General features: G+C 70.3%; 26 protein-coding genes. 12 read left to right on the plus strand and 14 right to left on the minus strand.

Translation table 11 applies throughout. The annotated features are described in order from the left end of the window. Positions 1–2 precede the first annotated feature (2 nt). Positions 3–926 (plus strand): NADP-dependent oxidoreductase, encoded by a 924-nt coding sequence (locus CI089_RS06290; protein WP_094260720.1) that lies wholly within the window; start codon positions 3–5, stop codon positions 924–926. A 77-nt stretch (positions 927–1003) separates the two neighbouring features. Beyond that, positions 1004–1693 (plus strand): hypothetical protein, encoded by a 690-nt coding sequence (locus CI089_RS06295; protein WP_094260721.1) that lies wholly within the window; start codon positions 1004–1006, stop codon positions 1691–1693. Positions 1694–1708: 15 nt separating this feature from the next. Here the strand turns inward: CI089_RS06295 and CI089_RS06300 are convergent, their stop codons facing one another. Next, on the minus strand, positions 1709–2518 hold the full coding sequence (locus CI089_RS06300) for a MerR family DNA-binding transcriptional regulator (protein ID WP_094260722.1): 810 nt from the start codon (positions 2516–2518) through the stop codon (positions 1709–1711). A gap of 71 nt (positions 2519–2589) precedes the next feature. Here CI089_RS06300 and CI089_RS06305 point away from each other — a divergent pair, with 71 nt between their 5' ends. Next, positions 2590–3045, plus strand: coding sequence for a GIY-YIG nuclease family protein (locus CI089_RS06305; RefSeq protein ID WP_256977560.1), 456 nt, complete (start codon positions 2590–2592; stop codon positions 3043–3045). 31 nt (positions 3046–3076) lie between these two features. Here the strand turns inward: CI089_RS06305 and CI089_RS06310 are convergent, their stop codons facing one another. Both CI089_RS06310 and CI089_RS06315 read right to left on the minus strand, forming a co-directional pair. Further along, positions 3077–3883, minus strand: coding sequence for an alpha/beta fold hydrolase (locus CI089_RS06310; RefSeq protein WP_256977561.1), 807 nt, complete (start codon positions 3881–3883; stop codon positions 3077–3079). Between the two features lie 29 nt (positions 3884–3912). Beyond that, a complete protein-coding gene (locus tag CI089_RS06315; protein ID WP_094260724.1) occupies positions 3913–4242 on the minus strand; it encodes a DUF3140 domain-containing protein in 330 nt (109 codons plus the stop codon). A gap of 196 nt (positions 4243–4438) precedes the next feature. On the opposite strand from CI089_RS06315, the gene CI089_RS06320 reads away from it, so the two are divergent. Next, positions 4439–5797 carry an HNH endonuclease signature motif containing protein gene (locus CI089_RS06320; protein WP_094260725.1) on the plus strand — a complete coding sequence of 453 codons (1359 nt, stop codon included), beginning with the start codon at positions 4439–4441 and terminating at the stop codon, positions 5795–5797. Between the two features lie 107 nt (positions 5798–5904). Further along, positions 5905–6876, plus strand: coding sequence for an intradiol ring-cleavage dioxygenase (locus CI089_RS06325; protein WP_094261267.1), 972 nt, complete (start codon positions 5905–5907; stop codon positions 6874–6876). Here the strand turns inward: CI089_RS06325 and CI089_RS06330 are convergent. Next, positions 6859–7869 carry a bile acid:sodium symporter gene (locus CI089_RS06330; protein WP_094260726.1) on the minus strand — a complete coding sequence of 337 codons (1011 nt, stop codon included), beginning with the start codon at positions 7867–7869 and terminating at the stop codon, positions 6859–6861. The two genes, CI089_RS06325 and CI089_RS06330, sit on opposite strands and share 18 nt — an antisense overlap. 88 nt (positions 7870–7957) lie before the next feature. Between CI089_RS06330 and CI089_RS06335 the strand changes: the two genes are divergently transcribed. Then, on the plus strand, positions 7958–8980 hold the full coding sequence (locus tag CI089_RS06335) for a zinc-dependent alcohol dehydrogenase family protein (RefSeq protein ID WP_094260727.1): 1023 nt from the start codon (positions 7958–7960) through the stop codon (positions 8978–8980). 6 nt (positions 8981–8986) lie between these two features. Here CI089_RS06335 and CI089_RS06340 read toward each other — a convergent pair whose 3' ends face one another. Next, positions 8987–10351 (minus strand): APC family permease, encoded by a 1365-nt coding sequence (locus tag CI089_RS06340; RefSeq protein WP_094260728.1) that lies wholly within the window; start codon positions 10349–10351, stop codon positions 8987–8989. Between the two features lie 111 nt (positions 10352–10462). Here CI089_RS06340 and CI089_RS06345 point away from each other — a divergent pair, with 111 nt between their 5' ends. Continuing rightward, positions 10463–11209 (plus strand): EI24 domain-containing protein, encoded by a 747-nt coding sequence (locus CI089_RS06345; RefSeq protein WP_094260729.1) that lies wholly within the window; start codon positions 10463–10465, stop codon positions 11207–11209. Between the two features lie 17 nt (positions 11210–11226). On the opposite strand, the gene CI089_RS06350 is transcribed toward CI089_RS06345, so the two are convergent. The 3 genes from CI089_RS06350 to CI089_RS06360 are packed head-to-tail and all read right to left on the minus strand — an operon-like array spanning position 11227 to position 13870. Further along, positions 11227–12171 carry a cation diffusion facilitator family transporter gene (locus CI089_RS06350; RefSeq protein WP_094260730.1) on the minus strand — a complete coding sequence of 315 codons (945 nt, stop codon included), beginning with the start codon at positions 12169–12171 and terminating at the stop codon, positions 11227–11229. After that, positions 12171–12563 carry an ArsR/SmtB family transcription factor gene (locus tag CI089_RS06355; protein WP_094260731.1) on the minus strand — a complete coding sequence of 131 codons (393 nt, stop codon included), beginning with the start codon at positions 12561–12563 and terminating at the stop codon, positions 12171–12173. Before CI089_RS06355 ends, CI089_RS06350 begins: the two co-directional genes overlap by 1 nt. 59 nt (positions 12564–12622) lie before the next feature. Continuing rightward, positions 12623–13870 carry a dicarboxylate/amino acid:cation symporter gene (locus CI089_RS06360; protein WP_218823019.1) on the minus strand — a complete coding sequence of 416 codons (1248 nt, stop codon included), beginning with the start codon at positions 13868–13870 and terminating at the stop codon, positions 12623–12625. A 183-nt stretch (positions 13871–14053) separates the two neighbouring features. On the opposite strand from CI089_RS06360, the gene CI089_RS06365 reads away from it, so the two are divergent. The 3 genes from CI089_RS06365 (at position 14054) to CI089_RS06370 (ending at position 16783) form a co-directional block, all read left to right on the plus strand. Further along, a complete protein-coding gene (locus CI089_RS06365) occupies positions 14054–14788 on the plus strand; it encodes a FadR/GntR family transcriptional regulator (RefSeq protein WP_094260732.1) in 735 nt (244 codons plus the stop codon). Between the two features lie 130 nt (positions 14789–14918). Continuing rightward, positions 14919–15611 (plus strand): DUF1275 family protein, encoded by a 693-nt coding sequence (locus CI089_RS16585; protein WP_256977563.1) that lies wholly within the window; start codon positions 14919–14921, stop codon positions 15609–15611. Next, on the plus strand, positions 15608–16783 hold the full coding sequence (locus CI089_RS06370) for an acetamidase/formamidase family protein (RefSeq protein WP_256977564.1): 1176 nt from the start codon (positions 15608–15610) through the stop codon (positions 16781–16783). Before CI089_RS16585 ends, CI089_RS06370 begins: the two co-directional genes overlap by 4 nt. Here the strand turns inward: CI089_RS06370 and CI089_RS06375 are convergent. From CI089_RS06375 to CI089_RS06390, 4 genes are read right to left on the minus strand one after another with little or no spacing between them, the layout of a single operon-like run. Next, positions 16684–18372, minus strand: coding sequence for a glycoside hydrolase family 13 protein (locus CI089_RS06375; protein WP_256977565.1), 1689 nt, complete (start codon positions 18370–18372; stop codon positions 16684–16686). The genes CI089_RS06370 and CI089_RS06375 overlap by 100 nt on opposite strands. Positions 18373–18403: 31 nt before the next feature. Next, positions 18404–19327, minus strand: coding sequence for a carbohydrate ABC transporter permease (locus tag CI089_RS06380; protein WP_094260734.1), 924 nt, complete (start codon positions 19325–19327; stop codon positions 18404–18406). Then, positions 19327–20250 (minus strand): carbohydrate ABC transporter permease, encoded by a 924-nt coding sequence (locus CI089_RS06385; protein ID WP_179223249.1) that lies wholly within the window; start codon positions 20248–20250, stop codon positions 19327–19329. Before CI089_RS06385 ends, CI089_RS06380 begins: the two co-directional genes overlap by 1 nt. Next, positions 20247–21500, minus strand: a complete 1254-nt coding sequence (locus CI089_RS06390; protein ID WP_256977566.1) for an ABC transporter substrate-binding protein — start codon at positions 21498–21500, stop codon at positions 20247–20249. Before CI089_RS06390 ends, CI089_RS06385 begins: the two co-directional genes overlap by 4 nt. Before the next feature lie 172 nt (positions 21501–21672). Here CI089_RS06390 and CI089_RS06395 point away from each other — a divergent pair, with 172 nt between their 5' ends. Further along, positions 21673–22881: an ROK family protein gene (locus CI089_RS06395; RefSeq protein ID WP_094260735.1), complete on the plus strand. Its 1209-nt coding sequence runs from the start codon at positions 21673–21675 to the stop codon at positions 22879–22881. Positions 22882–22894: 13 nt separating this feature from the next. Here the strand turns inward: CI089_RS06395 and CI089_RS06400 are convergent, their stop codons facing one another. After that, a complete protein-coding gene (locus CI089_RS06400; RefSeq protein WP_094260736.1) occupies positions 22895–23278 on the minus strand; it encodes a DUF2256 and DUF3253 domain-containing protein in 384 nt (127 codons plus the stop codon). Between the two features lie 67 nt (positions 23279–23345). Here CI089_RS06400 and CI089_RS06405 point away from each other — a divergent pair, with 67 nt between their 5' ends. Next, a complete protein-coding gene (locus CI089_RS06405) occupies positions 23346–23885 on the plus strand; it encodes an AAA family ATPase (RefSeq protein ID WP_094260737.1) in 540 nt (179 codons plus the stop codon). Here CI089_RS06405 and CI089_RS06410 read toward each other — a convergent pair. After that, a complete protein-coding gene (locus tag CI089_RS06410; RefSeq protein ID WP_094260738.1) occupies positions 23882–24601 on the minus strand; it encodes a peptidase E in 720 nt (239 codons plus the stop codon). The two genes, CI089_RS06405 and CI089_RS06410, sit on opposite strands and share 4 nt — an antisense overlap. Positions 24602–24647 lie beyond the last annotated feature (46 nt).

A 24647-nucleotide genomic window follows, 5' to 3' on the forward strand; every position in this document is an offset into this window, starting at 1 on the left:
ACATGAAGGCATTGACGTACAACGAGTTCGGCGGCAACGACCGCTTCGAGATCACCGAGCGGGAGATGCCCCACATCGGACCGGACACCCTCGTGGTGCGCGTGGTGGCCGCGGGTCTGAACCCCGTCGACTACAAGGTGCGCGAGGGGTACCTGCAGGGCCTGCTCGACGTCCAGCTGCCCGCCGTCCCCGGGTGGGATGTCGCCGGAGTCGTGGAGAAGGTGGGACTGGACACCCCCGAGTTCCAGGTCGGCGACCCGATCCTCGCCTACGCCCGCGCCGACGTCGTGAGCGGCGGGTCGGTCGCCGAGTACATGGCGGTGCCCGTGCGCACGGCCACGCGCAAGCCGGACGGTCTCGACTTCACCGCGGCCGCCGCGATCCCGCTCACCGGCCTGACCGCGCTGCAGGCGATCGAGCGGTCGGCCGTCGGCGAGGGGGCGACCGTCCTCATCCACGGTGCCGCCGGCGGGGTGGGCTCGTTCGGCGTTCAGCTCGCCCGCCTGCGCGGAGCACGGGTCATCGGCACCGCGTCGGAGCGCAACCACGACTACCTCCGCGAGCTCGGCGCCGAGCCCGTCGTCTACGGCGACGGCCTGGCCGACCGGGTGCGCGAGATCGCTCCCGAAGGCGTCGACGTCGTGCTCGATTTCGCCGGCGGCAGCTCGCTCGACTCCACGAACGACCTGCTGCGCGAGGGCGGTGTCGTCACCTCGATCGCCGACCCGCGGGCGGCATCCGAGTTCGGCGGCAACTACATCTGGGTGCGCCCGGATGCCGCCCAGCTCGCCGAGCTCGCGCGTCTCGCCGCCGACGGCTCGCTGCGGGTCGAGGTCGCCGAGACCTTCCCGCTCGACGACGCCGCGGCGGCCTATGCCCGTCTGGAGGAGGGACACACCCGCGGCAAGATCGTCGTCACGGTCTGACACGGAAGCCGCCGCCAGGGGCGCTTCGCGAGAACGACCCCTGGCGGCGGCGGCGTGGTCCCTGGTAGGCAAGAGGTATGGCCACCACATCTGCACCCGAGCGTCCGACGCCGCAGCGAACGCGCGAGCGCAAGAACGTCGTTCTGACGGTGGTCACCCTGGCGGTCGTCCTCGTGATCTGCGCCGCCGCCGGAATCGGCGCCTTCGCGATGGCGAACTCCTGGTGGACGGACGACGACCCGGTCCCCTCGGCAGACCAGCAGCTGGCCGACGGGCAGTCGCGCTTCGACCGAGCCGGCATCGATTTCTTCACCCGGCAGGGGGAGGCACGACTCGACCTGACCTCGCAGACCTCGGCCGCCGACCTCGGTCTCGACGCCGACGGGGTGCGCACGATCGAGCCGATCGCGCCGGTCGCGCTCGAGATCACCGGCGGCGGTGAGGCCACCCGCTTCGGGGGCGTGTCGTGGTTCCAGCTGACGACGTCGGACGACCGAATCGTCGGGGCCACGGTGCTTCCGCCGGCGAGCGGCGATTGGCGCACCATCACGACCGATCTCCGCACGCGCGGCGCCGGGTGGGGATGGTCCGAGGAGCAGATCGCCGCGCTCGAGACCGAGCTCAGCGACGCTGCCCGCGCGGATGACAGCCAGCCTCACACGGCCGCCCTCCCTCCGGCCTCCGTCGACGGGATCACCATCGAGGCCCGCGTGACCATCGCCGCCGCCGACGGCGGGGTCGAGCTGCTGTACGTCTTCTCACGCTGACGCGGGGCTGCCCGGCTATCGCGCGGCGACCGTGATGGCCAGCTCCATCACGGGATCGTCGCGCTGATCGCGCACCACATGGTGACGTATCTCTATCGGGGATGCCGTCGGCGCGGCGCCATCGAGCGCTTCGGCGAGTGCCACGATCGGCGCCACCGCGGTGTCGACTCCGGCATCCGCGGGATCGAACGGCCACCGCACGAAGGCCTCGGTGCGCTGGGGCAGAGTTCCCGAGACCGCGCACTGCCCGACGAGCCCGCCCGGGGGAAGCTCGTCGACCGGCCAGCACAGCACCGACTCGCTGTCGTCATGTCCGCGAGGTCGCGTCGAGGTCCAGTGCGGTCCCGCCGGCACGACGCCGACCGCCGCCATCCGCGACAGCATCTCGGTCACACCCTCGCCCGGATCCGCGCCGCCCTCGCCGTCCGGTGCGCCGGCGTCCACGCGCCATCCGATGAAGTGCTGCATCGCCGCAACGCGCTCCTGCGCGACCATCGGGTGACGCAACGCCGCGAACGCGCGAAGCGCGGTGGCGTGCCGCGCGTCCTCGGCATGCCTCTCGGCGATCACCTGGGCGCGGTGCGCCTCGAGGGCTGCGCGCTCGGACGAGGTCGCGACCGCGGCCGCGGCAGCGGGCAGAGGAACGCCCGCGGACCGAAGGGTCTTCACCGAGACCCCCGCGCGCACCTGGCCCGGGGCGTATCTGCGGTGGCCGGTCACCGCGTCCACCTCGGCCGGCGGCAGCACCCCTTGTCCGTCGTAGTGGCGCAGGGCCTTGACGCTGATGCCGGTCAGCGCTGCGAATTCTCCGATGTTCATCGTCATGGAACCAGCTTGCGGGCTCCCCCGAGAGGAGGTGCAAGTCCGATGTCGGAGGCGCGCGCCAAGCTGGGCCGGTGCCCACTGCGAGTCTCGACGCTTCCGAGATGCCGTTCCCCTGTCGCGTCTGCGGCGGGCGCTCCGGCGGCATCAGCCCCGACACGGAGCACTGGGTGTGCCGGCGCTGCGGATGGCGTCTGGGTGACGCCTTCGACGCCGACCTGCCGCGCCCGGTCGTGGCCGTCGTCTACTACCTGCGATTCGGCGCCCGCGTGAAGATCGGCACGAGCGAGCGACCACGGCAGCGGCTCGCCGCGATCCGGCACGACGAGCTCCTCGCGTTCGAGCGCGGCGGGCGGTCGCTGGAACAGCAACGGCACCGCGAGTTCGCCGCACTCCGCGAGGGCGGCGAGTGGTTCACCCTCGTGAGCCCGCTGACCGAGCACGTCGAGACGCTGCGGGCGGCGGCATCCGATCCGTGGCTCGCCTACGACCGATGGCTCGGCGACGCCTATCGGCGCGCGTCGTCCTGACGCCGCGCGCGACGCCCGGGCGGACTCGGCGTCATCCCTCCGTGAGGAACTCGATCGCGGTCTGGCGGAACACCCGCGACCCCGGTGCGTTGAAGTGGTGACGATCGGGAATCTCGACGAAGCGTCCCTGCGGCGCCGCGGCGGCGAGAGCCTTCGATCCCTCGATGATCGCGTCACGAGACCCCGTCGCGAACAGCACGGGCTGCTCCGGCGCGTTCGCGGGGTCGGGATCGACGGTGCCCGAGGCGCGCATGCCGCCGGCGATCGCGAGCAGCGCCCGCAGATCGTTGCCGGGGACGCGCTCGGTGAGCCGCACGTAGTTCTGCGTGACCGGGTCGGTCACTTCGGTGCCGTTCTCGACGAGCGCGCGCACCTGGTCGATGTCGAGGCGCGCGAGCGGGATGCCGTCGGGCACGCCGCCCAGCACGCCGCGCGTGATGCGCGCGGAGAAGTCCTGCAGCACCTCCCAGCCCACGCGCGCTCCCAGGGAGTATCCGACGTACATCGCCGTGTCGACGAGATACGTGTCGAGCACCGCTTCGACGTCGGATGCGAGCTGGTGCAGGTCATAGTCGGCGGCACGATGCGGCTTGTCGCTCGCACCGTGTCCTCGCTGATCGAGGCCGAGGACGCGGAAGCCGGCGCGCTGCAGGTCGCGCACCCAACCGGTCGAGACCCAGTTGTCCTTCGTGTTCGACGCGAAGCCGTGCACGACGACCACCGTCGGAAGGTCGTCCTCTCCCCACGAGTAGGTGGCGATGCGGTGGCCGTCCTCGCCGACGAGGACGAATCGCGGTTGGGGCAGCTCGGTCAGACCGGAGGACGCGGGGATGCTCACGGTTCCATTCTCCCGCTCAGCGGAGGCGGTCATCTCTTCGCGGGGTCGTGGCCCCAGTTCATGAGCGAGTAGCGCCAGGCGGTCTCGGTGATGTCGCCCGAGGGGCGCTGTGCGAGGTGCCGGTTGACGTAGCCGACGACTTTGCGCATGTGCTTCAGGTCCGATTCGGTGAGGTCGTCCTTTTTGGTGCGCAGGAGGTCGACGATGCGCCGGCCCGACTGGTGGCCCGTCGATTCACCGCCGTCGTCCTTCTGACCGACCTCCTTCGACTCGTCGGTGTCGAGCCATTTCTCGAGCTCGGCGGGGCTCATGTTCACGGCGTCGCGGAAGTCGTGCCGCGTTTGGTCGTCGTCACTCATGGTGCGATGGTGCCCGCGGCGGCGCCCCGGCCGCATCCTCTTGACAGCGCGATGAGTCAGCTCGCTATGCCGCCTTTTCGTGGTTTCTGCCGTCGGCGGGTCGGACGTTTCCTGCACAGTTCGCGTGCTCAGCGACTTATCCACCATCGAACATATGTTTGCCATGAATGTCGTAGGGTGCTGACATTATGGGAACATGACATCGAACGGCGGTAGCGGGCTCGGGGGTGACGGTGCCGCGGATGCGTCGCCGCACGCCGAGGCGTTCTCCGTGTTCGCTGAGGCGCTCGACCTGGTCCACGCCGGGGATGTCGCGCGGGTTCGGGCGTCGGCGGAGCTGGGCCGGTCGGCGTTGCGTGAGGCGCGGCGTGACGGCGTGCGGGCGATGGCGTCGGACATGGAGTTGCGGTCGGTCGCGGCCGAAGCCGCGGGGATGGCGCGGCTGACGGATCGTCGCCTGCAGGGTGAGATCGACCATGCGATGACGGTCATTGACGACTATCCCGCGGTGTTCGAGGCGTGGGTTCAGCGGCGGATCGAGCGCGGCCACGTCGATGTGGTCGTGCGGGTCGGCGCCGGGGTGCCGGACGAGGTGCGGGATTCGTTCGCAGAGGCCGCGATCGGGGTGTGCGAGCGGGACGTGCCCTCCCGGGTGCGCGGTGCGCTGGAGGCTCTGGCGGCGAAGTTGCACCCGCAGGTGTTCACCGAGCGGCACAAGACTGCGGCGGCGGAGCGGTGCGTGCGGGTGTTCCACGGCACGGACGGGATGTCGAACCTCGTCGCCAACCTTCCGACCGTCATCGCCGCGGGGATGCTCGACCGGCTCACGCAGATGGGGCAGTCGGTGAAGGATGCCCGGGCGGCGGGCGCTGGTGGTGCCGGGGCGGCTGGCGAGGATGTTGCCGGGGCGGCTGAGCCCGCCGATACGCGGACGATGGACCAACTGCGCGCAGACATCCTCGGAGACCTCGTCCTCGGCGGAGCACCCGTCGTCGACCCCACGTACGGAACCGACCGGGCCGGTGGGCTCGGCGCCATCCGCGCACGGGTGCAAGTCGCCGTCACCGCCGAAACCCTGATGGGGCGCGACGAGCACCCCGCCGAAGCCGTCGGGGGTGCGCTGATCGACGCCGACACGGTCCGACAGCTCGCGGGGCAGGTCAGCGAGTGGGACCGGTTGTTCATCGACCCCGTCACTCGCACGCCGGTCGAGATCGACACGTACCGGCCGACCGCCTCGATGAAGAAACTCCTCACCGCCCGGGATCAGCACTGCCGGTTCCCGGGATGCCGGCGGGCCGCGATCCGGTGCGAACTGGATCACACCATCGATCACGCCCTGGGCGGGCACACCCACATCTTCAACCTCGCCCACCTCTGCCAAAGGCACCACTCGATGAAGCAGTTCACCAAGTGGGAGGTCAGGCAGGTCGGCGGCGGGGTCCTGGAATGGACCTCACCCCTCGGCCGGGTCTACCGCGAAGACGTCCCCATACCCGCCGTGTGCTTCACGATCGACACCCCCGATCCGCCACCGGACAGACCACCCTTCTGACCGCGCGGCGTCTCGGGCGGGTCTCATATCCGGCACATAGGTCGATCCGACGAGAAGGATGGGCCGACCGGCGATGCTCGGTGGTCGAACCGACCGAGGAGTCTGACGTGAACCGCATCCCCGAACCAGACCGTACGCCCGCAGGGCCGGCCTACGAGGGCCGCCTGCTCGACCGCGCCGACGACGAGGTCGTCGATCAGGGCGCCCCGTTCGACATCCGCACGTTGATGAGCCGGCGGTCCGTGCTGAGCCTCGCCGGCCTCGGCTTGGGCGCCGCGGCTCTCGCGGCCTGCACTCCCACGGCGGCGGCCTCGCCCGCCGCGTCCCCCACCGCGACACCGGCCGCGACACCCGCCACACCATCCGCGGCGACGGATGCAGAGTCCAGCCTGCCCGCGGGCGAGATCCCCGACGAGACCGCGGGCCCCTATCCCGGTGACGGCTCGAACGGGCCCGACGTCCTCGAGCGGTCCGGCATCGTCCGCAGCGACATCCGGTCCTCCCTCGAGGGCGGTGCGACCGCCGACGGCGTGCCCATGACGCTGCGGCTCACCATCCTCGACACCGCCCGGGGAGACGTGCCGTTCGCGGGCGCCGCCGTATACGTCTGGCACTGCGACGCCGCCGGCGGATACTCGATGTACTCGAACGGGATCGAGAACGAGACCTACCTCCGAGGCGTGCAGGTCGCCGACGCGTCCGGAGTCGTCACCTTCACCTCGGTCATCCCCGCCTGCTACGCCGGCCGGTGGCCGCACATCCACTTCGAGGTCTACCCGGACCCGGCGTCGATGACCGATGCCGCCAATGCCGTCGCGACGTCCCAGGTCGCCCTCCCCGAGGACGTCTGCAACGCCGTCTACCAACTCCCCGCCTACAGCGGATCGACCCGCAACCTGGCGCAGGTCTCGCTGACCTCCGACAACGTGTTCGGCGACGACGCCGGCGCCCTGCAGCTGGCCGCCGTCACCGGCGATGCGGCATCCGGGTACGTCGTCTCGCTCACCGCGCGCGTCGACACGGCAACGGCCCCGACGGCGGGTTCTGCCCCGGGCGGGACCTCACCCCGCCGGCCCTGAGGCGTTCACACCCCGGTCACGGCCCCCGGGCACCTCCCCCGGCATGACCCGGGGCACCACCGCGACCAGCACGACCATCGCGACGAGTTCGACGAGTGTCTGCGTGATCACCACGAGCGGAGTCAGCGCGAACGTCATCGGCAACGCGAGCGCGAGCGGGAGAACGACGAGCGAATTGCGCGTCACCGCGCTGAAGACCACCGAACGCCGTCGCGGGACGTCGAGTCGCGCGACACGGCCCACGACGACTCCCACCGCCGCCGCGCACGGCACGAAGGCCATGAAGATCGGCACGACAGGCGCCAGTTTCCACATCGCGTCCCCGACCGCTGCCGTCTGCGAGGCGACCGCGACGAACAGTGTCAGCATCATCACCGGCACCATGGCACCCAGGAGCCGCTGCGACACCGTCCGGACGCGCCGCGAGCGCCGAGCCGCGGCCTGAGCGACGGCGGCCAGCGTAAGTGGAACGACGATCAGCACAACGAACGCTTCGACGAACGGGCGCGGATCGATGGCCGCGACAGCCTGATCGCCGGCCATCAGCCACACATACGCGGGCAGGAGGAGCAGCTGCACGATCATGAGCAGCGGCGTCGCCGCCAGCAGCCGCTCCCGCGATCCCCCGGCGAGGCCCGCGAAGACGATGACGTAGTCCACGCACGGCGTCAGCAGCACCAGGAGCACGCCCAGCAGGAGCGCCTCGTCACCGGCGACGAACCGCGAGAGCAGCCACACCACCACCGGCACGGCGACGAAGTTCGCGATCATCACCGACGCGACGAACCGTGCGTCGCGCACGGCTTCCCGCAGTCCGGCGAGCGGGATCGAGAGGAAAGTGAGGAACAGCAGCACACCCAGCACGGGGGTCACCGCCGGCTCGGTCGCCTCGCCGAATCCCGGGATCGCGAAGCCCACCGTCGCACCGACGACGAGCGCCACCAGGAACGTCCCCGCCTGGTGCCGTTCCACCGCCGCGAGCGCCCGCATCATGCCAGCATGCCGCACGGCCCGCCAGAAGCGCCCCGACCGCCGTCGCATGAGGTGGAATGGAATCCACCGCTACGAAGGGACACCCACCATGCGCGGAGTCATCATGCACGCCCCCGGAGACGTCCGCGTCGAGGAACGCCCCGACCCGGTCATCGAGAAGCCCACGGATGCCGTCATCCGCGTGGCCGCGGCCTGCATCTGCGGCTCCGACCTGTGGCCCTATCGCGGCGAAGACCCCATCAAGCGCCCCATCCCGATGGGGCACGAATACGTCGGCGTGGTCGAGGAGATCGGCGACGAGGTCAGGGGGCTCACCGTCGGCGACTTCGTCGTCGGCTCCTTCATCGCGTCCGACAACACGTGCGAGATCTGCCGCGACGGCTACCAGTCGCACTGCGTCGACCGTGTGCCGATGGGCCGTCTCGGCTCGCAGGCCGAGCGCCTGCGCGTCCCCTTGGCCGACGGCACCCTCGTCGTCGTCCCCGGCCAGCCCACCGACGACCAGATCCGCGGCCTGCTGGCGGCATCCGACGTGCTCGGCACCGGCTGGTTCGCCGCCGTCGCCGCTCAGGCCGGCCCCGGGAAGACCGTCGCCGTCGTCGGCGACGGAGCGGTCGGCCTCCTCGGCATCCTGTCGGCCAAGCAGCTCGGGGCCGAGCGCATCATCGCGATGTCTCGCCACGCCGACCGCCAGGCGCTCGCGCGCCGCTTCGGCGCGACCGACATCGTCGAGGAGCGCGGCGCCGACGGCGTTGCTCGGATCAAGGAGCTGACCGACGGCCTGGGCGCGCATTCCGTCATCGAAGCGGTCGGCACGCAGGAGTCGATGATGCAGGCGATCCGCTCCACCCGCGCCGGCGGTCACGTCGGATACGTCGGCGTCTCGCACGACGTCGAGCTGCCCGGAGCCGAGCTCTTCGGATCGGGTGTTCACCTCCACGGCGGGCCGGCCCCGGTGCGCCAGTACCTGCCCGAGCTCATCGACCTCATCATGTCGGGGGCGATCGACCCGGGCGCCGTGTTCGACCTGACCCTGCCCCTCGACGATGCCGCCGATGGCTACCGGGCCATGGACGAGCGTCGCGCCACGAAGGTGCTGCTCACCCTCTGACCGAGGTCACTCGGTCCGAGCCGCCACGTCCCGTTCGGCCGTCTTGCGGTCCGAGCGGCGACGCCCCGCCCGCGCGATGAAGAACAGGATCGTGCCGACCGCGATGTAGCCGGCGGTGCCCAGCCACACCGGGCCGGTCTGCTGGGTGAGCAGCACGATGCTGGCGATGATCGCGAGCACGGGCACGACCCGGGGCACCGAGAAGTGCTTGTGCTCGACCTTGTCCTTCTTCAGCACCAGGACGCTGACGTTGGCCGAGAGGAAGACGAGCAGGAGCAGCAGCACCGTCGTCTCGGCGAGCGTTCCGATGTCGCCGAGCACGGTGAGGAGCATCGTGGCACCGGCGACGACGAGGATCGAGACCCACGGCGTGCGGCGCTTCGACAGCACGCGGCCGAAGGCGTGCGGCAGCAGACCCGACTCGGCGAGGCCGTAACCCACGCGGCTGGCCATGACCATGAAGAGCAGGGCGCCGTTGGCGATCGCGACGAGGGCGATGAGACTGAACAGCCACGGCGGGATGGCGACGCCGCTGGCGGTCACGACATCCAGCAGCGGGCCGGTCGACTCGGCCAGCTCGGCCGGCGGCACGACGATGACGGCGCCGATCGCGATGAGCAGGTAGACCACAGCCGCGGTGATGATGGCGCCGAAGAGCGCACGGGGGTACGACTTCGAGGGGTTCTTCACCTCTTCGGCCATGTTGGCTGCCGCTTCGAAGCCGAGGAACGAGAAGAACGCGACGATGGATGCCGCGAACGCTCCCTGCAGCGGCGGCACATCCGGGGCGAACTCGAAGATGCGCGCCGGCTCGCCACCGCCGCCGGCGAACACCATCGCCGCGACGAAGATGACGATGACCAGACCCGAGACCTCGATGATCGACGCCACGAAGTTCGTCGCGAGCGACTCGCGCACACCCCGCAGGTTGATGATGGTGAGCACGGCGATGAAGGCGATCGCCACCGGGATCGGCGGGATGTCGAACAGCGCGGCGAAGTAGTCCCCCGCGAAGGCGTTGGCGAGCGCCGCCGCCGTCGTGATTCCCGACGCCATCATCAGGAACCCCACGAGGAACGACAGGAACGGGATGCCGAACGCCTTGTCCACGTAGCGGGCGGCACCGCCCGCGTGCGGGTACTTGGTGATCAGTTCCGCGTATGTGCCGGCCGTGAGCAGCGCGACGACGAGCGCGATCAGCAGCGGCAGCCAGATCACGCCCCCGACGTCGTTCGCCATGGTCCCGACGAGGGTGTAGATGCCGGCGCCGAGCGTGTCGCCGACGATGAAGGCGAACAGGAGGGGGGTACCGATGGCCCGTTTCAGCCCAGGCCGATCGTCGACGATCGGCGCGCTGGTGTCGTTGGTCATCGCATCACTCCAGCGTGTCGTCCCGAATTCGGACAACCCCTGGCGTCGGCGCGCGATCTGTGGTTGTGCACCTGCCGCTGGCCGGCGTCCGATGCAGGCAGGATGTGAGACATGTCCGATGCCCCCGCACGCTCGTTCCTCCGCGGCGCCGCAGATCTCGCGCGCGGCTTCGGCTTCTGGTCGCGCCGGCCGGGGGTCATGGCGCTCGGACTCATCCCCGCCGCGATCGTCGGGCTCGTCCTGGTCGGCGGGCTCATCGCCCTCGGCGCCTTCCTGCCTCAGATCGTCGACACCCTCACGCCCTTCGCCGACGCGTGGCCCGAGCTATGGGCGACGATCGTGCGCATCGCCGCGGGAACGGCCCTGCTCGGCGGGGCGATCGTGCTCGTCGCGGTGTCGTTCACCGCGCTCACGCTCATGGTGGGCGAGCCGTTCTACGACCGCATCTGGCGTGCTGCCGAAGCCGACCTGGGCGGTGCCGTTCCCGACAGCCAGGGAGGGTTCTGGCGATCGGTCGGCGATGCGATCGGGCTGATCGCCCGCGGTCTGCTCGCCGCCGCGCTGGCCGCCCTCGTCGGCCTCATCCCGGTCGTGGGAGGCGTGCTGGGATCGGTCACCGCGGTGTCGCTCACGGGCTGGCTCCTCGCCGACGAGCTGACCTCGCGCGCCCTGTCGGCGCGCGGCATCCTGGCGGCCGACCGTCGCCGCCTGCGCCGATCCCACCGCGCCCGGTTCCTGGGCTTCGGGATCGCGACGCAGCTGTGCTTCCTCATCCCGCTCGGGGCGGTCGTCACGATGCCGGCCGCCGTGGCCGGCTCGACCCGTTTGGCGCGCACGGTGCTCGACGCGCGCGACTGAGGTCGACGCGCCCCGCGTCACGCGTGCCGGACCGAGTCGGGCTCCTCGTCGCGGATGTGCGCGTTCTCGATCTGAAAGGTGGAGTGCAGCACCGACACCTCGAAATGCTCCGCGACGCACGATCGCACCTCCTGCAGCACCTCGGCCGCGTGACCGTCGGTGAAGCATCGGTCCTCGACGACGACATGCGCCGTGATCGTGGGCAGACCCGACGCGACCGTCGACGCGTGCAGATCGTGCACGTCGGTCACATGGTCAAGACGCAGGATGTGCGCGCGCACATCGTCGAGGTCGAGCCCGCGGGGCGTGAACTCCATCAGCACCGAGGCCGTCTCGCGCATCAGCTTCACCGCGCGGGGCACGATGAGGGCGGCGATGAACAGGCCGGCGACGGCATCCGCCTGGGCGAATCCGGTCGTCGCGATGACGATCGCGGCGACGATGACGCCGACCGAGCCGAGGGCGTCGTTGAGCACTTCGAGGAACGCCGCGCGCATGTTGAAGTTCGCGCCGCGACTCGACGAGAGGACGGCGATCGCCACGATGTTGGCGACGAGGCCGACGACGCCGAAGACGAGCAGCTCGATCGCGGGCACCTCCGGCGGCTCGAACAGGCGCCGGATGCCCTCGATCGCGGCGTACACGCCGACGATCAGCAGCAGAGCTGCCTGCGCGAACGCAGCGATCACCTCGATCCGGCGGAAACCCCACGTGCGGCGCGCGTTCGCGGGACGCATCATGAGGTTCGCGGCGACGAGGGCGACGAGCAGACCCGAGGCATCGGTGAGGGCGTGCGCCGTGTCGGTGAGCAGCGCGAGGCTTCCCGTCACGATCGAACCCACTGCCTGGGTCACCACGATCGCGGCGGTGATGCCGAACGCGATCCAGAGCTTCAGCCGGAAGTCGGCCGGCTGCCCCGGCGGGGTCGCATCCGCCGGCGCGTGGCTGTGCCCGGCACCCATCAGCCGGCCACCGCGACGTCGGTCACCGGCCGCGGGCGGCGGAGGTGGGCGCACAGCGTGGCCCGAGTGCCGGTCGCGCGCAACAGAGCCTCGGCCGCGTCGACGAGCCCCGCCGTCGCGTCCGGCTCGGCCAGTGCGTACCAGGATGAGCGCCCCTCGGGACGGAGGGTCACGAGCCCGCATTCGAGCAGGAAGGCGACGTGCTTGCTGACGGTGGACTGAGCGAGGCCGACGTGTTCGACGAGGTCGCGGACGCGGTGCTCGCCGTACGACAGGTGCTGCAGCACCGCGAGGCGGGTCGGATCGGCGAGCGCCTGGAACAGGTGGGCGTAGATCTCGGTGGCCCGCTCGTCGAGCTGCGTCGCCTCACGCGGGGAGGAGTCAGGATTCATCGTCACAAGGCGATGATATCGCCGGATGGGCGCATCCGCCAGTGCTCGGGTGCCAGGCCTCAGACGGCCAGGGCGCGAGCCCTCCCCTCGTACACGTCGCGGTCCAGCTCCTTCCGGTCGTCCGCGACGAGCATGGCGATGAACGTGTCGCCGTTGACGTTGAGGAAGGTGCGCAGCACGCCCGCGAACCAGTCGACCGCGATCAGGAGCCCGACCCCCTCGAACGGCAGTCCGAGCGAGGTGGCGAGGAAGGTGGCGACGACGGGGAAGCCGCCCGGCACGGTGATCGTGCCCATGTTGAGGAGAATCGCCAGACCCATTCCGAGCAGGAGGGTGCCCGTATCGAGGTTGACGCCGCCGGACTGCGCGAGGAACATCACGACGATCACGTAGTTCAGCACGGCGCCGTACGACCCCATCGTCAACCCCACGGAGAGGGTGAAGTTGGCCACGGTGCGGTCGACGCCGATCTTCTCGATCGCCGTCTTGAGCACGGTCGGGTATGTCACCGCCGAGCTCGTCGTGGTCACGGCGATCAGGGTCTGCTGCGCGAGTTTGGCCGGGAGCAACGCGATGTTGACGCGCGTCCGCGCCCACACCACGGCGACGAAGAGGATGAGCAGGACGAGCACGCCGAGCAGGGTCGAGCCCAGATACCCGAGCCCGCCGATCACGACCCCGAAACCGACCGTTCCGGCGAGGTCGGCCAGAAGGCAGAAGACGCCGATCGGTGCGATCAGCATCACGAACCGGATCATCGTCAGGACGACCTGCTGGATCTGATCGAAGAAGTCGAGCACGAGCCGGTTGCCGCTGGCCGTCACGTAGACGTTCAACGCGGCGCCGAACAGCAGCGAGAAGACGATGATCGGAACCATCGCGGCGCCGGACATGGCGTCGAAGATGTTCGTCGACACGAAACCGACGATCGTGTCCTGCCAGCCCAGGGCCTCGCCGGCGGCATCCTCGAGGGACGGATCGACCGCCCCCGAGAAGTCGACCCCCGCGCCCGGTTGCAGCACCGAGCCGATGATCCAGGCCACCACGGCGGCGACGGCCGCGAAGGCGAGCATCCAGGCGAAGGTCCGCGTGGCGAGGCGGCCCATACCCGATCCGCGGAGGGACCCGATCGCGAAGATGATCGACGACATCACGAGCGGCACGATCGACATCTGGATGAGGCGGATGAAGATGTCGCCGACGAACGCGATGCCCGCCGCCGCGTCGCCCAGGACGAGTCCGAACGCGATACCCAGCAACGCCGCCAGTCCGATCTGCAGCGCGGGGCTCTTCAATGCTCTCTTCACGGTCGTCCGTCCCTCTCGAGGCCTTCCCGCCGGGCGGCGGTGAGATCGACGCTAGGTCGACGGCGGCCGCCGATGCGGAGAATTGGTAGGACCGTAACGACTCGTTTACATGATCGGAACGTCGGATGACGAGGCCGCGACCGTGACAGACTGGGCCGGCCCGCCAGATGAGGAGGATCCGCCGTGACCGACACCGCCGGAGCGAGCCTCGGCCCCCTCCCCCGCACGCACGCGCTGATCGCCGACGACATCTCACGACACCTCGAGCGCCTCATCGTGACCGGCGAGCTCAGCCCGGGAGCACCCCTGCCCCCCGAGCGCGTGCTCGCGCAGACCCTCGGCGTCTCGCGCAACGCCCTCCGCGAGGCCCTGACGCGCCTCGCCGGGCTCGGGCTGATCGAGCGGCGGCAGGGCAGCGCCAACCGCATCGCTCAGAGGGTTCCGCTCTCGGCGACGCTGGCCGGACGGATGAACGAGGTCTCGGCCGAGTTCCGCAACGCGGCGGAGTTCCGTGCCGTCATCGAGCCCCAGCTCGTCCGCCTCGCGGCTGCCCGCGTCGACCGGGTCCAGCTCGATGCCCTCCGCGAGCTGCTCGAGTCCGGCGGCGAGAACGACGCCGAAGGATCGGCGGCCCTCGACATCGCGTTCCACTCCGCCGTCGCACAGGCGACCGGCAACCCGCTGCTGGCGGCCCTCGGCGAGCTCACGGCCTCGTGGACGGTCGCAGCCCGCCTCTACTCCCACCTCGATGCCGACGGGCGACGCCTGTCGCACGACGGCCACGCACGCATCCTGGCGGCGCTCGTCGCGGGCGACCCCGACGCCGCCGAGTACGCCATGCGCATCCATCTGGCCGAGATCCGGCATCTGATCGAACGCGCCGGATCATCCGAGGCGGATGCCGCCGAAGACGCGTGAGCTCGGCTATTCGGTAGGACCAATCTGCTCGGCATCCGCTACTGTCATCTCGAACCGGCCCGCCCCGGGCCGCAACGGAAGGCCGAACGTGCGACGCAATCCCTCGACCACACGCCTCGCGCGTCGCGCCGTGGCCCCGGCACAACGCCGGACCGCCCTCATCGCGCTCATGCTTCTGACCTTCGTGACCGGCGTGGTCGACGCCGTCGGCTATCTCGCCCTCGACCGCGTCTTCGTGGGCAACATGACCGGCAACATCGTCATCCTCGGCATGGCGGTCGCCGGCGGCGACGACCTCCCGGTTCTCGGTCCGGCGATCGCCCTCGCGGCGTTCACCGCCGCCGCCTTCGCGGCAGGGCTGTTCCTGCGAACACGACGCAAGGAATGGGGCGGCGCGGTGACGGGCCTGCTCGCCGCGGGGGCGATCGTTCTCGCGGGCCTGGGCGTGACGTTCCTGATCCCCGGAGCCGTCGACTCCGAGGCGGTGGTCCTCACGGCGTCCACGCTCACCGCCGCCGCGATGGGCGCGCAGGCTGCCGTCGCCCGCAGCCTCGCCGTCGCCGACATGACGACCGTCGTGGTCACCTCGACCCTCACGTCCCTCGCGAGCGAATCATTCGTCGACGATGGCCTGCGCGGGATCTGGAACCGCCGCGTCGCCGCCATCCTCGTCCTCTTCCTGGGCGCACTGATCGGAACCGTCCTGCTGCCCCTCACCCCGGGGGTCCCTCTCCTGCTGGCCGCACTGCTCACGCTCGCCGTCGTCGTGCTCGGGCATCTCCGGCTGTTCACGCCGACCCGGCGAGAAGCGGTCGTCGCGTGAGCGTGCTGCAGCCCGGCGAGGGCGACCTCCCCGGCGACCGCTACCTCCCCGCCGGTCCCGACACCGTCCTGTGGGGGCGACTGCCGTGCGCCACCGACGCGCCGGTGCTCACGATCGCCTCGGGCACGACCGTCACGATCGACACCGTCAGCCACGAGGGGATCCTCGAGGACCAGGGGAAGGATCCCCTCGCATACTTCGGGCGTCACGGCGTCCCGCCGGAGGCAGTCCTCGACGACGCGGTCGCGATCGCGGCGTCGCTCTCCCGCGACCCCGCTCACGACGGACCGCACGTCGTCACGGGCCCGATCCACATCGAGGGCGCCCAGCCCGGCGACCTGCTGAAGATCACCGTCGAGCGCCTCGTCCCGCGCGTGCCCTACGGCGTCATCTCCAACCGGCACGGCAAAGGCGCGCTCGTCGGCGTGCTCCCGCGCGGCCCGCATCCCGTCAGCGTCTTCACCCCGGTCGAGGAACGTCCCGGCGGCCTCGTCGGCACGATGCCGCTGACCGACGACGGCCACCGTGTCGTCGAGTTCCCTCTCGCGCCGTTCCTCGGAACGATGGGCGTGGCCGTCGCCGGAGACGAGCGCCCCCATTCGGTGCCGCCCGGCGACCACGGCGGCAACCTCGATGTGAAACTGCTGACCGAGGGGGCAGCGCTCTACCTTCCGGTGCAGGTGCCCGGCGCCCTGGCCTACGTCGGCGACCCGCACTTCGCGCAGGGCGACGGCGAAGTCGCGCTCACCGCACTGGAGGCCTCGCTGCGGGCGACGCTGCGATTCGAGGTCGTCGCGCGCGCCGAGGCCCTCGCGGAGTTCGGCGAGATCACCGGCCCCCTCGCCCGCACCGACGAGTTCCTCGTTCCCATGGGGCTCGACCCCGACCTGAACGAGGCGATGCGCAAGTGCGTGCGCGCGGCGCTCGACGTCATCGCGGCCCGGTGGGGCATGGACGAGCACCTCGCATACGCCTACATGAGCGCGGCGACCGACTTCGACATCTCACAGGTCGTGGACATCGTCTGCGGCATCCACGCCCGCATCCGCGAATCCGACTTCGACCGGGTGCCTCACCGCGCCGGGGCGAGCCAAGCCGTCGCCTCACCCGGCAGCGACCCCTCCGCGACCGGGCGGGTCGACAGTGCGACTTCACCCTCGGACAGCGCGTAGGGCTCTTCGCCGAAGACGGTCACCACCTGCCAACCGTTCGGGCGAACGAAGTGCAGGACGTCGTCGCGATCGGTGTCGACCCATCGCAGATCCTCCCCGGTCTGGAAGAGACGCCGCAGCCGCAATGCCTCCCGGTAGAGGTTGAGCGTCGACGTGGGCGCGCCGTCGAGAGTCGCGACCGCGTGCTCGGCGAACCACGCCGGCTGCGGGAGGTGCGAGCCTCCGTCGCCGAACCCGAACGCGGGCTCCTCCGCCGACCAGGGCAACGGGACACGACATCCGTCGCGTCCGATCTCCGCGCCCCCGGTACGGAAGAAGGTCGGGTCCTGGCGATCGGATGCCGCGATGTCGGCGACCTCGTGCAGCCCGAGTTCCTCACCCTGGTAGATGTAGGTCGATCCCGGCAGGCCGAGGATGAACATCGTGGCGGCCGTCGCGCGGCGCAACCCCCGACCGCGGTCGAGGCCCGCCTCGTCGCCGCCGTCGATGAGCCACTGCCCGCCGTGCCGCGAGGGCATACTCGTCTCCGCCGTCGGCGTCTTCAGCCCGTACCTCGTCGCGTGCCGGACGACGTCGTGGTTCGAGAGCACCCAGGTGCTCGATGAACCCGACTGACGGGCGAGAGCGAGGTTGTCCGTAATGATCCGGCGGAAGGCCGCGGCGTCGAAGTCGGCTTCGAGCAGATCGAAGTTGAAGGCCTGGCCGAGGCTCTCCGGGCGCGCGTACAGGTGGATGCGGGTCGGGTCGACCCATGCCTCCGCGACCGCGGTGCGGGGCGGATCGTACGAGTCGAAGACCGCACGCCACTCGGCGTACACCTCGTGGACGTCATCCCGGTCGATCAACGGATGATTGCCGTCGCGCGGGATGCGGTCGAGCTCGGCCCGCGAGGGAAGCGGTTCGGTGAGATCCTTCGTGAGCATGTGCGCCACGTCGATGCGGAACCCGTCGACACCGCGATCCGACCAGAACCGGAGCGTCTCGACGAAGTCGGCCCGCACCTCGGGGTGGTCCCAGTTCAGATCGGGCTGTTCGCGAGCGAAGTTGTGCAGGTACCACTGCCCGTCCGCGACGCGTTCCCACGCCGATCCCCCGAACACCGACAGCCAGTCCGTCGGCGGCTCGGCGCCCTCCGGTCCCGTGCCCTCGCGGAAGATGTAGCGCTCGCGGGCTGCGGACCCCCGGCCCGCGGCGAGCGCTTCCTGGAACCAGACGTGCTGGTCCGAGGTGTGATTGGGCACGATGTCGACGACCACATGGATGCCGCGCTGGTGCAGTGCCGCGAGCATCGCGTCGAAGTCGTCGAGGGTCCCGAGCCGCGGGTCGACGTCGCGGTAGTCCGCGACGTCGTAACCGCCGTCGGCGAGCTCGGAGGGATAGAACGGGCTGAGCCACACGGCATCCACCCCGAGCTCCGCCAGGTAGTCGACGCGCGCCGTGATGCCTGGGAGGTCGCCCAGCCCGTCGCCGTTGGCGTCGGAGAAGCTCCGGGGATAGATCTGATAGACCACCCCCTGCCGCCACCATGGGGCGGGCTCATCATGGAGGGCGGTGTCGGCGTCGGCAGCGAGGTCGAGCGAGGTTGTCACAGAGATGTGTCCTTTCGTGGGATCGGCATGGTCAGCCCTTGACCGCACCCTGGGTGACGCCCTCCATGACCCAGCGCTGCGTGAACAGGTACGCCAGGATCGCGGGCGCCATCGCCATGAGGTACGAGGCGAAGGAGACGTTGTAGTTGTTGCTGAACTGGGTCTGGAACAGGTTCTGCCGCACCGGCAGGGTCTGCATGGCGGGGTCCGAGATGATCAGCGACGGCAGCATGAAGTCGTTCCAGGCGTAGAGGAAGGCGAAGATACCGACCGTCGCGCTCATGGGCGCGAGCAACGGGAAGATCAGCTTCCAGAAGGTCTGCCAGGTCGACGCGCCGTCGATGCGCGCGCTCTCCTCGAGCTCGATGGGGATCGAGCGCAGGAACGCGGTGAACAGCAGCACACTGAAGCTGAGCTGGAACATCGTCGCCAGCAGCACGACGCCGACCGGATTGTCGAGGCCGAGTCGACCGGTCAGCTGGATCTGCGGCAGCGCCACCACGGGGAACGGGATGAACATCGCCGCCAGCAGGTAGAAGAACGAGTAGCGGAACAGCCGGCGGTCCCAGTTGCGGACGATCGCGTATGACGCGAAAGCGGCGAGGATGATGGTCGCGACGACGGTGCCGGCGGTGACGAAGAACGAGATCGCCGCCCCGACCGGGAATCGCGTCAGGTTCCACGCCTGCACGAACCCGTCGATGCTGAAGGGCGCCGGCAGCGAGAACGCGTTGCCGTCGACGGCCTGACCGGTCGTCTTGAACGCCATCGAGATGGTGACGTACAGCGGCAGCAGCACCGTGACGGCGCAGAGGATCAGGATGACCGTCGCCGACCAATTGACCCGCTCGCCCTTCCCGGTGCGTGCCGCGCGGGTCGGACGGGCGCGACGGCGGGCGTCGACGGTGACGGCATCCGCCTGCTCGAAAGCGAGCGCGGGCTGAGAGGTGGACATCAGAACGAGTTCCTTCCGCGCGTGAGCGAGAGCTGGAGCAACGAGATGAGCACGGCGACGATGAAGAAGATGGTCGCGTTCGCCATCTGGTAGGCGTAGTCGCCGCCGTTGAAGCCCGCGATGATCGTCATCGCGACGCTGCGGGTCGCCGTTCCGGGCCCGCCGTTGGTCAGGCCCACGATGATGTCGTAGGCGTTGAGGAAGCCCTTGAATCCGAGGATGACGTTGATGACGACGTACCCCGCGACGAGCGGCACCGTGATGCGCAGCAGCTGCTGCGTCTTCGAGGCACCATCGAGATCTGCCGCCTCGTAGACGTCGCCCGGAACCGACAGCAGCCCGGCGATGTAGATGAGGAGCGTGCCGGGAATCGCCTGCCACGCCGTCACGATGACGATCGCCACCCACGCGAGGTCGGGGTTGGCCAGGAGGCTCGTCTCGAGCCAGGGAAGCCCGAGCGACGTGCCCGCGGCGGGAAGCGAGTTCGAGAAGAGGAAGTTGAAGACGTAGGCGATGATGATGCCCGAGATCACCATCGGGATGACGAAGATCGTGCGCAGGCCCGTCTTGAATCGGATGCGCGCGGTCAGACCGACGGCCAGCAGGAACGCGATGACGTTCACGACGATGACCGTTGCGATCGCGAAGCCGGCGGTGAACAGGTAGCTCTGCAGGATCGCCGGGTCGCTGAAGAGGGCGATGTAGTTCGTCAGCCCGATGAAGCGCCACTCGCCGATACCGATCGAGTCGGTGAAGCTGAAGAAGATGCCGATGAGACCGGGCACCGTGATCGCGAGCGTGAACAGCACCAGGCTGGGCAGCAGGAACAGGTAGTAGATCGGCTCGACCCGGCGGTGGCTCCGGCGGGCGCGGCGGTCGCCGCCGGTGAGGATCGTCGTCGTGGAACTCGTCGTCGCGGTCATCGCGCGCCCTCCGCCTCGTTCGTCAGCGCGGGCTGGCGGAAGGCCAGTCGCGCCCAGTCGGTGTCCATCGTGCGGAGGACGGATGCCGGGCTGTCGCCGAAGACCATCGCCTGCGCATACCCGAAGACCGGGATGGTCTTCGGCACCAGCACCGAGGGACCCTGGTAGACGCGCCCGGCGTCGTAGAACTCCTGCATCCCCGCGATGCGCGGATCGTCGGGCGGTGCGGCATCCGTCGTCGGGCTGAAGCCGAGCTGCGAGGCGTTGTAGGCCTCGATGATCTCGGGTCGGAAGAGATACTCGAGGAAGTCGCGGGCGGCGTCCTGATGACGCGACCCCTCGGGGATCATCGCCGCGAGGTCCATGTTCACCCGCACCGCGCGGTCGGCCGGGTCGTCGGTCATCGGCAGCGGGAACGTACCGAGCTCGAGGTCGGGGGCGGTCTTGGCGATCTCGCTGAACGCCCACGGGCCCTGCAGGTACATCGCCGCCTCGCCCTGCGCGAACGCCAGGTTGCCGTCGCCGTAGCCGCGGCTCGCGGCGTCGCGGTTGACGTAGGCGCCGGCCAGCTGCAGCATCCGTTCTGCGGGCTCGGCGAAGTCCTTCTCGAACGATGTGGAGGACTCGGGACCGACGTCCGCGCCCTCCGTCGCAAGCCGGTCGAAGAAGTCGAGGACGTCGACCGAGCCGCCCACGGCGTAGTCGTACCAGCCCTGACCGATGGTCCAGTCATCCTTGAAAGTCGCGTAGAACGGGGTGACCCCGGCCGCCTGCAGCGCGTCGCACACGGCGATGAGCTCGCTCCACGTCGTCGGGACCTCGAGGCCGAGTTCGTCGAAGATCGCGGTGTTGTAGATGACCGACGACGCCATGACCGAGTAGGGCAAAGCGCTCGTGCGTCCGGGGCACGTGCCGTACTGGTCCATGAGCGGCTGCAGGTCCTCGCGGGTACTCGCGGCGGCGTCGGTGCCGGCGAGATCGGTCAGCGCGCATCGCTGGACGAATCGGGCGACCTCGTAGTTGTAGTTGGCCAGCATGATGTCGGGCGGGTTGCCGCGGACGAAGCTCGCGGAGACGACATCCACACCCGACGTGTCCATCTCGACGCGCACGCGGTCTTGCGAGGCGTTGTACTGCGAGACCACGTCCTGCATGAACGTCAGCGCCTCGCGCTTGCTGAAGGTGAAGCGGATCGTCTCCCGCCCGTCCGCCGAGCACCCCACGAGCAGCGTCGCGGCGAGCGCGGCCACCGCCGCCGACGCGACGATGCGCCTCGCTCGCCTCGCCCTGTTCCACACCGGCTCCGTCACCTGGGTCCTCCGATCGCCTCATTGCGGCTCGAATCATCGCCGAGTAAATTTACTCGCCAAATCAATTGCTGAACGGCAGTATGGCAGGGCCGGATCAGAGAGGTCAACACACATGTCGACGACGATGACGACGGTGGCCGCGCGCCCCGCGAGCCACGACGCGATCCTCGCCTTCGCCTGGACCTCGGCGGAGTTCACCGCGACCGACGTCATCGCCGCGACCGGGCTGACCCGCTCCACGACGATCGACGCTCTCGACGCGCTCGTCGAGCTCGGGCTGCTGCGAGAGCTCCCCAACGCACGCCTCGCGGGCGACTACCGCAAGGGCCGGCCCGCCCGCCGGTTCGCGCTCCGCGACGATGCTGCCGTCCTGGTCGGGGTGGATGCCGGGCACGTGCACCTCACCGCGACCGTGACAGACCTCCGCTCGCGCAGCCTCTCCACCCAGCGCGCGACCCTCGTGCTCGACGGCGACGATGCCGCGACCCGCGCCCGGCGGATCATCGCCGTCATCGACGCGGCACTCGACGCCGCCGGGCGAACGCGTGGCGATGTACTCGCCGTATGCGTCGGCGTGCCGGCACCCGTCGACGGCGACGGGCGCTCGCCTGAGCACCCCCGCGGGTTCTGGGCGCGCATGAACCCCGGCCTCGTCGACGAGCTCTCGTGGGCGCCGATCGTGCGAGTCGACAATGACGCGTCGCTGGCCGCCGTCGCCGAAGGCTCCGTCGGCGCCGCGGCCGGATGCCGCGACTTCGTCGCCCTGCTCGCGGGGACGCGCCTCGGGGCGGGCGTCGTCGTCGACGGCAACCTGCTGCGGGGACGACACGGCGGCGTCGGCGAGATGGTCGCCTTCGATCACGTCGATGGGGTCGGGAACGCGGAGGGGCTCGGCACGCGTGCCGTCCAGTGGGCGACGGACGCCGCGGCGAGCGGCGAGCTCTCGCCGGAGAGCCCTCTCGCCGCCCTCGCGGGCGCCGATCTCGATGCCCGTGCCGTGCTCGAGCTCGCCGCCCGCGGCGATGCCGACGCCCTCCGCATCGCCGAACGGGTCGGAATGACGCTCGCCCGCATCGTCAGCGTGCTCGGCAGCATGTTCGACCCGCAGCGCGTCGTCGTCTCGGGTGGCATCTCCGCGGGCGTCGAGGAAGTCGTCACCGCTGCGCGCCGTTTCCTCCCCACCGACCTCGACCTGCCGGCGCCCGAGCTCGTGGCATCCGATCTCGGCGCCGACGTCGTCGTGGTCGGGGCCGTCGCCGGAGCGGCCGAAGCCGCCCGGGACGGGGCGCTCGATGTGTGGGCGGCGCGGGCGGGCGCCTAACGGAGCGGCGGCGTCAGCGGGCGCGACGGATGCGGATCGGACCCTTGGCGGTCGACGGGTCCACGACGGTACCGCGCTGCGTGATCTCGACCTCGCCGTCGGCGACGAGCCGCCGCGCGGCACGACGCGCGGGCTCCATCAGGTCGCGCCACTCCTCGCCGCCGACGGCGCGCGCGGCCTCGGAGGGACAGATCGTCGCCCCCGCGGCACGAGCGCTCAGCAGCTCCAGGATCTTCTCGCTGAGCTGCGCGTCGACAGGACGGATGCCGCGACGGCGGCAGGCATCCGAGCAGTAGCGGACCTCGTCCCAGTTCCCCGCCCACTTCGCGCGCCACTGCATCTCGCGCCCGCACGACGCGCAGGTCTTCGGCGGCGGGGTCGCGGCAGCTCGGGGCATACGCCCAGTCTGCGCGTCCGTGTCTCCGCGAGCACCGGTATTGACTCGGACACGACAGGATGGGCCCATGCGCCTCGATATCCCCACGGACGTGATCTTCATCGGCGGACGATCCGGCGTCGGCAAGTCTTCCGTCGCCGCCGAGGCGTCGCGGATCCTGGCACGTGCCGACATCCGGCACGCCGTGATCGAGGGAGACAATCTCGACCAGGCGTACCCGCAACCCTGGCGGAGCGCACTCGACCTGGCCGAGCAGAACCTCGCAGCCATGTGGGCAAACTACCGGGCAGCTGGATATTCACGCGTGATCTTCACCAACACCGTGAGCGTGCTCGAGATCCCGGCACTCAGCGCCGCGCTGGGCGGCAACGTGCGCTGCGCCGCGGTCCTCCTGACATCCTCCGACGAGACCGCCGCCCGGCGGCTCGCCCGTCGCGAGATCGGGACCGCGCTCGACGAGCACGTTCGCCGCAGCGAAGCCGCTGCCCGGCGCCTCGATCAAGCCGGGGCCGGGATTCGCCGCATCGCCACGGACGGCCGATCCGTCGCCGCGGTCGCGCTCGAGGTGCTCACCGGCGCCGGCTGGCTGCCGGCTGAGCCGGACTAGGCGAGAAGGCGCGTCTCGCAGCGAGTCTCGGCGACACCGTCGCCATCACGCTCGACGGCCCACACCGCGCCGTCGGCCGACTCGGTGAGCATCTCGACCGGCTCGCCGTCGACGTAGAGCACAGCGGCGCCCTCGTCGAGGCCGAACCCGTTCGGCAACGTCCCGTCCGCGATCGCGCGTTGGAGCGCCGGGCGCCGGTCGGGCTGCGAGTCGTAGTGCACCCCGACGGACCGGTCGACGAAACCGAGCGCATCGTCGATCACGGCGACCGGACCGAACGTCGTGGTGGGGCCGCCGACGTGCCAGCAGATCGCGCCGGCCGACGTCCCCGCCAGAACGGTCCCCTGATCCGCCGCTTCAGCGAGCGCCTCGGGCAGCCCGTGCACCCGCCACACGGCGAGCAGGTTCGCGACGCTGCCACCGGCGACCCAGACGAGATCGCTCGCCAGCACGGCCTCACGGAGGTCGGGCTGGTTCCGCCCGAACAGCCGGATGTGGACGGCGTCCACACCCAGCTGCTGCGCGGCCGCCAGCTCACGGCCCTCATCGACGCGCTGGTCTCCGGCCGCCGTGTTCACGAACGCGACACGCGGGCGACGCCCGGTGACACCCGTCAGATCCAGGGCGTACCGCTGCAACGGACTGAACTCGACATCACCCCACTGTGCGGGGCTCCACCCGCCGCACGTGGCCAGAATCGTCCGACTCCTACTCATGAGAGCATCACCTCCGGTGCGTTCCAGGCTCGCACACACGTGGTGA

This window comes from Microbacterium sp. Yaish 1 (genome assembly GCF_002245215.1).
GTDB lineage: Bacteria > Actinomycetota > Actinomycetes > Actinomycetales > Microbacteriaceae > Microbacterium.

What these genes read in the sequence shown, in the direction of transcription:
- CI089_RS06400 (WP_094260736.1), bottom strand. Translation starts at nt 23,278, where the DNA reads ATGCCCCGAGCTGCCGCGACCCCGCCGCCGAAGACCTGCGCGTCGTGC.
- CI089_RS06315 (WP_094260724.1), bottom strand. Translation starts at nt 4,242, where the DNA reads ATGAGTGACGACGACCAAACGCGGCACGACTTCCGCGACGCCGTGAAC.
- CI089_RS06340 (WP_094260728.1), bottom strand. Translation starts at nt 10,351, where the DNA reads ATGACCAACGACACCAGCGCGCCGATCGTCGACGATCGGCCTGGGCTG.
- CI089_RS06300 (WP_094260722.1), bottom strand. Translation starts at nt 2,518, where the DNA reads ATGACGATGAACATCGGAGAATTCGCAGCGCTGACCGGCATCAGCGTC.
- CI089_RS06395 (WP_094260735.1), top strand. Translation starts at nt 21,673, where the DNA reads ATGTCGACGACGATGACGACGGTGGCCGCGCGCCCCGCGAGCCACGAC.
- CI089_RS06320 (WP_094260725.1), top strand. Translation starts at nt 4,439, where the DNA reads ATGACATCGAACGGCGGTAGCGGGCTCGGGGGTGACGGTGCCGCGGAT.
- CI089_RS06385 (WP_179223249.1), bottom strand. Translation starts at nt 20,250, where the DNA reads ATGACCGCGACGACGAGTTCCACGACGACGATCCTCACCGGCGGCGAC.
- CI089_RS06295 (WP_094260721.1), top strand. Translation starts at nt 1,004, where the DNA reads ATGGCCACCACATCTGCACCCGAGCGTCCGACGCCGCAGCGAACGCGC.
- CI089_RS06350 (WP_094260730.1), bottom strand. Translation starts at nt 12,171, where the DNA reads ATGGGTGCCGGGCACAGCCACGCGCCGGCGGATGCGACCCCGCCGGGG.
- CI089_RS06335 (WP_094260727.1), top strand. Translation starts at nt 7,958, where the DNA reads ATGCGCGGAGTCATCATGCACGCCCCCGGAGACGTCCGCGTCGAGGAA.
- CI089_RS06345 (WP_094260729.1), top strand. Translation starts at nt 10,463, where the DNA reads ATGTCCGATGCCCCCGCACGCTCGTTCCTCCGCGGCGCCGCAGATCTC.
- CI089_RS06405 (WP_094260737.1), top strand. Translation starts at nt 23,346, where the DNA reads ATGCGCCTCGATATCCCCACGGACGTGATCTTCATCGGCGGACGATCC.
- CI089_RS06355 (WP_094260731.1), bottom strand. Translation starts at nt 12,563, where the DNA reads ATGAATCCTGACTCCTCCCCGCGTGAGGCGACGCAGCTCGACGAGCGG.
- CI089_RS06290 (WP_094260720.1), top strand. Translation starts at nt 3, where the DNA reads ATGAAGGCATTGACGTACAACGAGTTCGGCGGCAACGACCGCTTCGAG.
- CI089_RS06330 (WP_094260726.1), bottom strand. Translation starts at nt 7,869, where the DNA reads ATGATGCGGGCGCTCGCGGCGGTGGAACGGCACCAGGCGGGGACGTTC.
- CI089_RS06380 (WP_094260734.1), bottom strand. Translation starts at nt 19,327, where the DNA reads ATGTCCACCTCTCAGCCCGCGCTCGCTTTCGAGCAGGCGGATGCCGTC.
- CI089_RS06410 (WP_094260738.1), bottom strand. Translation starts at nt 24,601, where the DNA reads ATGAGTAGGAGTCGGACGATTCTGGCCACGTGCGGCGGGTGGAGCCCC.